Raw genomic sequence first — 6,139 nt, 5'->3', positions numbered from 1 at the left:
TATAAGCAAAATAAAAGAACACTTTGTAATACACCTTGTGAATTTTTGGTAAACAAAGGTTGTAATAAAAGCTGAATTGGACTAATTTCAACCACACCACCTGTATGACACGCTACAGGGAAATAGCAGTTAAATTGGTTAACCAAACCAAGTAACAACACACACAATGACGTAAGTCGTACCCAAACGGGAGAGATACATGAAACTCAATCAAATTACTTCAACATTAATTAATAAACATAAAAGAAGTAGCTCTACAACAATCAGTGCAGCAGCCCTTTTACTAATGGCTTCTTCAAATATTGCAGCGCAAGAGGCTCCGGCAGCTTCAGAAACGGCAGCTGCAGATATTGAAGTTATTGAAGTAAAAGGCATGCTAGGTAGTATGAAAGCCGCCGCTATGCTTAAGCGTACTGACGGACGTATTGTAGATGCGATTGTTGCTGAAGACATTGGTAAGTTACCTGATAATAATATTGCAGAAGCACTGCAACGTATTACTGGTGTATCTATTAATACCGATTTTGGTGTGGGTGACAGTGTTTCGATTCGTGGCTTACCTCAAAACCGTGTTGAATTAAACGGTCGCTCTACTATTGGTGACTCTCGTGACGGTATTAGCTTACAAGATTACCCATCAAGTTTCTTAAAAACAGTAGAAGTCGTTAAGTCTCCTACTGCCGATATGATTGAAGGTGCATTAGGCGGAACAGTTAGCTTAAAAACAGTTCGCCCATTAGAGTTAGATAAACTAAATGGTGCAGTTTCATTAGATGGTGAATATGCAGATAAAACAGAAAAAGTAGCACCTATTTTTAGTGGTTCACTTGGTAACAACTGGGACTTTGACGAAATGGGTACCTTTGGTGCCATTGCTATGTTTTCGTATCAAGATCGTGAAATTCGTCAAGATGAAACGTCTAGCCGTGTTAAACCTCAAGACATTGATATTAATGGCCAAGAAGGTAATACACCAAGTGGCAACGCTATCGTACGAGACGAGCACAGTGTTGAACAATATGTAGAACAACGTAAACGTACTGCTGTAAATTTATCACTTCAGTGGGCACCGCAATCTGGTAATGGCATGGTGTATCTTGATTTAAGTGGCACTAAACGCTCTGGTGAGCAAAGTGGTAACTCTATATTAGGTGTTGCGGGTTCGTTATCAACAGATGCAAATACAACTCAAGATGCTAACGGCGTAAATAATTACACGCTAACAAACGAATTTGGTATCCCTAAAACATACAGTGACTTTCGTGAAACTGACTCGTTTTCAAATGCACTTGGTGCAGAGTGGAACCTTACTGACAGTATAAAAATCTCTGGTGAAATTGCAGTAGCATCATCAGAAAGCGTAAGACCTGATTCTGAATTTACACTTCGCCCAATCGAAAAATCAACATTTGAAGCAAGTGGCGGAACTCAGCTAACAAATCATTTATATGATGGTGCATTTTCTCAAGACGGTAATAAATTACCAAGCATCATTCATTCAGATCCAAATGCATTTACTGACCCACAAAACTTAGCACTACGTACGTTTAAAAGTGAAGATAGAAGAACAGACAATGACGAAACAGCTATTCGTTTTGATGTTGAAATGTTTGAGCCACTCAGCAGCTTAAGCTGGGTGTCTAAAGTAAAAGCAGGTGTACGTGTTACTAACCGCGATTACGAATATGAGCAATACAAAGTAGAAATTAAAGACATTTACAAAAATGCATTTAACGACTCTGATGGTTCATTAGCTACTTTATGGGTTGATGACTACAACGCTGCTTTTTCAAATAGCTTCACAACAGTTAGCCACGACAACTCTTTTGACCAATTAGGTCATTCGGGACAAAATGACCTACTAACGTTTTTAAGCTACAACGGTTTATCTAACCCTGCAAATACTTACGCTCAACTTCAGCAGTTACTTGCAGGTACTAACCTAGCATCAACAGGGAGTCTTTCAGATAACCAAGAGTTCCAAGAAAGCGCATACCGCAACGTAGTTGAAGATACAGCTGCTGTGTACATATCAGCGTACTTAGACTTTGATAACATCACTGCGATTGTGGGTGGTCGTTATGTAACTACAGATTTAGAATCAAGCGTATTTCTTAATGGCGAAAAAGTAACTGGCGACAATGACTACAGCGACTTTTTACCAAGCTTAAACGTTACGTATAACTACTCAGACGAAACATTATTCCGCTTTGCTGCTGCAAAAGTTATGCGCCGCGCTGACTTTAGTGAGCTAAGCCCTGCATTTGACGTTAATAATGACATTACAGGTGCAACGCAAGGCTCTATTGATTTAGAACCATACCGTGCAACGCAATACGACTTATCTGTAGAGCATTACTTTGATGAAGGTAACGTACTATCTTTCGCAGTATTTTATAAAGATGTTGAGTCTTTCTTAAGTAACGAAAGTAGCTGTGTAGCTGCATCAAGCACTTCAACAGGTCAAAACGTAACTCAGTGGAACCAAGTATGTCAGCTTGACGTTGCAGGTGTATCTCAAGACAACCTAGTTTACTCAGATGCGACTGACTACCCTGTAGATATAGATGGCTTTAACCATGTTGCAGGCTTGCGTGACGCAGGACTAACGGGTATTGATACAGTTAAAAATGTAAACGGTGAAAACGGCTCAGTACAAGGTTTTGAAGTTGGTTACCAACAGTTCTTCACAAGCTTACCGGGTGCATTTTCTGGCTTAGGTGTTAATGCAAACTACACGTATGCAGACAGCGAACAACCAAACGGCAACCCATTATTAGATATTTCTAAAAATACGTACAACTTACAAGTATTTTGGGAATACGAAGGGTTCTCTACTCGTATCGCTTATAACTACCGTGACAGTTTCTTAGATACAGAAAACGAGAAACGCGTAGAAAATATTAACTCAGACGGCAGCATTTCAGCAGAAGGCACTGTTTACGGTAATAACTACCGTGACGACAGAGGCCAGTTAGATTTCTCTGCAAGCTGGGATATTAACGAAAACGTGACCTTAGTAGGTAATGCGACCAACTTAACGGGTGAGCCTTCAATCTACCTATCTGAACTAGGTGGTGCTTGGAAGTACACTGAAGCGGATCGCCGTTACAGCTTTGGTATTCGCGCTAAATTTTAATTTTCCCTAAAAACTAAAGCCTGCTTTTATGCAGGCTTTTTTACGTCTATAAAAAAGTAGCTTTATATTACGTAAAAAACACACCCACCTAGCTATACTTATTTGAACATTAAATTTACTATCAAAGCGTTACTACTATTAACAGGAAAAGTTGAAGTGCTGTCGCGTTTATATAATTTTATGCCGGGTTTAGATACATTGCTGCACTACGAGCGACAATGGTTTGCTGATGATGTAAGAGCGGCGCTATCGGTAGCTGCCGTAGCTTTACCTGTTGCTATTGCTTACGCACAACTAACCGGTGTTAACGCCGCCGTAGGGTTATATTCTTGCATACTGCCAATGATGCTATATGCTCTTTTTGGCACTTCTAAACAATTAATAGTCGGCCCTGATGCCGCAACCTGCGCCGTTATTGCAGCAGTAGTAACACCTCTTGCTGCAGGTGACAGCTTTAAGCATTGGCAACTTGTTGTCACCATGACCGCTATGACCGGCTTTTGGTGCTTTATAGCCAGTAAATTTAAGTTAGGTGTATTAGCCGACTTTTTATCTAAACCTATTTTAATGGGATTACTAAACGGCGTAGCTATCACTATTATTGTTGGTCAATTTTCCAAAGTATTCGGTTTTACCTTTGACGAACGTTACCTACTTGAACGCCTAGGAGGTGTACCCACATACCTAGCGCAAACACATGTTCCCACCTTACTAATGGCTTTGTTTACACTGGCGGTTTACTTTGTCATGAAGCGCATAAGACCCACGTGGCCTGCATCTATGTTTGCCATTGCTTTTGGTGCGCTTTTGGTATGGATTTTTGAATTAAAACAACTTGATATAAAAACTATTGGCACCGTAACTGGCGGGCTTCCCGTTTTTAATACCCCTGTTTTTGATTTAGGGATTATTCGTGAGCTAGTGGTACCCGCACTTAACTTAGCCATCGTGAGTTTTGTTAGTATGATGCTAACTGCGCGCAGCTTTGCCGCTAAAAATGGCTACGACATAGACGCCGATAAAGAATTTAGAGCGCTAGGTATTGCCAATATAGCGTCAGCTCTTTCGCAAGGTTTTGCAGTCAGTGGCGCCGACTCACGCACCGCTGTTAACGATGCAACGGGTGGTAAAACGCAGTTAGTATCAATAATAGCAGCGGCCATTATTGCGGTCATAGCCGTATTTTTAACTGCGCCACTTGAATTTATTCCAAGCGCAGCGCTAGGTGTTGTACTTATTATTGCCTCTGTTCATTTACTCGATTTAAAAGCTGTTTGGCAACTAAAACGAAAAGACAAACAGGCATTTTATCTCGCCTCAGCCACCTTACTTGCGGTGTTATTTATTGGCGTTATACCAGGGATCACACTTGCTGTATTACTGGGGTTATTTCAGTTTATTCGCACTGTAATGCGCCCAACCGACAATATACTCGGCGTAGATGTTAACGGTGTAGTAAGAAGTTTAGACGCCACAGATAAAGCAAAAGCAGTGCAAGGCGTGTTTATCTATCGCTTTAATTCACCTTTAACTTACTTTAATGCCAGCTACTTTAAACGCAGATTACTTGAGCAATACGCAAGGCAAAAAGACGACACCCACTGTGTAATAATTGACGCTGTGCCCTGCTTTACTCACTTAGATTTAAGCGTAATGGCAATGCTTGCCGATCTAGATGTTATATTTAAAAAGCGCGATATAAGGCTTGAACTTGCAGGTAGAAAACGCCAACTACTTTCGTGGTTTGAAATTGCAGGAATGAAGTCGGGAAAAGAAGGTATATATATTCACTCAGACCTATATATCGCCCTAAAAAGAAATAGCGTAAGCCAGCACACAGAGGAAGTTAATTTATTCGTGGCAGATGAAAATAAAGAGGTGCTAACACAGCCATGAAATACTAAACAGCAGATCAGCTAGCTGATCTGCTGTTTAGTATTAAGTACTTTTTATACTTTAGGGTAATTTGAAGGGAAAAACGCTTTTTTAGCGTCTTCATCAAACTCTTTTTTAAAGGCTACATCAGTACCAATTACGCGTGCACGTGCAACCGCTGGGCGGCTATCAATGCTTTCAAACCAACGCTTAAGATTTGGATACGGTGCTAAGCCCTCTTCACCTAATACAACCGGTGCTTTATCAATCCAGCCCCATGCAGATACATCAGCAATGGTATACGTATCACCCACAATAAAGTCACGACCTTCAAGGTGAGTATCAAGTACTTCGTAATGGCGCTGCGCTTCACGTAAATAGCGATTAACCGCGTAATCAAGCCCTTCTGGCGCCATGTGTCTAAAGTGTACACTTTGCCCTGAATACGGACCTAAACCAGATGCGATAAACATTAACCATGACAGCATTTCAGCGCGGTCATCGCCCTTGCCTTCTAGCTTTCCATATTTTTCAGAAAGGTACATTAAAATAGCATTCGAATCGAACACACGAGTTTCACCATCAACAATTGCTGGCGCCTTAGCGTTTGGATTAATTGCTTTAAATTCAGGTGTATGTTGCTCACCTTTTAAAGTATCAAGAGGAACAAGTTCAAACGGTAAGCCTGTTTCTTCTAAAAAGAGTGCAACCTTCATTGGGTTAGGAGTATGGTGAAAATAAAATTTAATCATGTAAAGTTCCTCAATAATTGAGACATGATTAAAGCACAACTTGAGCGGGTGTTCAAATTAAGTTTTAACTAAGTAAAATATACAGTTAAAACGTGATTTAATTGTAAGCATTTCGTGATACTTCATTAGTGAATATCACTTATGCCAAGGAAAATATCAGCCTTTTCGAGCCATCACATGCTTTTAGAAATTTATAATTCACAAGGTTGCAGAATTTGCCCACCAGCAGAGCTGCTGAGTTTCAAAATTTACAGATGATGTAAAACTATAGACTGGTTTAATCCCTATTAATTCCGATGTTAATTACTGAGAGTGTTCAGTATGGAAAGATCCTTTTTACTTTCGCTGGTTTTATAAAAAACACTTCAAAAAA

Annotated in this window: 3 protein-coding genes; 2 read left to right on the top strand and 1 reads right to left on the bottom strand. The window is 40.2% G+C overall.

From position 1 onward, the window contains the following. Positions 1–199: 199 nt before the first annotated feature. Entirely contained in the window at positions 200–3,139 is a 2,940-nt protein-coding gene (locus CXF64_RS12230) for a TonB-dependent receptor (RefSeq protein ID WP_101217147.1), read from the top strand. 156 nt (positions 3,140–3,295) lie between these two features. Then, entirely contained in the window at positions 3,296–5,035 is a 1,740-nt protein-coding gene (locus CXF64_RS12225) for a SulP family inorganic anion transporter (RefSeq protein ID WP_101217149.1), read from the top strand. Between the two features lie 53 nt (positions 5,036–5,088). Here the strand turns inward: CXF64_RS12225 and CXF64_RS12220 are convergent, their stop codons facing one another. Next, the gene (locus tag CXF64_RS12220) at positions 5,089–5,766 is read right to left on the bottom strand and encodes a glutathione S-transferase family protein (RefSeq protein ID WP_007581448.1); all 678 of its coding nucleotides are present in this window, start codon (positions 5,764–5,766) and stop codon (positions 5,089–5,091) included. Positions 5,767–6,139 lie beyond the last annotated feature (373 nt).

The sequence above is a fragment of the Pseudoalteromonas sp. GutCa3 genome (genome assembly GCF_002836155.1).
Taxonomy (GTDB): Bacteria; Pseudomonadota; Gammaproteobacteria; order Enterobacterales; family Alteromonadaceae; genus Pseudoalteromonas; species Pseudoalteromonas arctica.
Note: the sequence above shows the minus strand (reverse complement) of the source record. Positions and strands in the feature narration are given on the sequence as shown.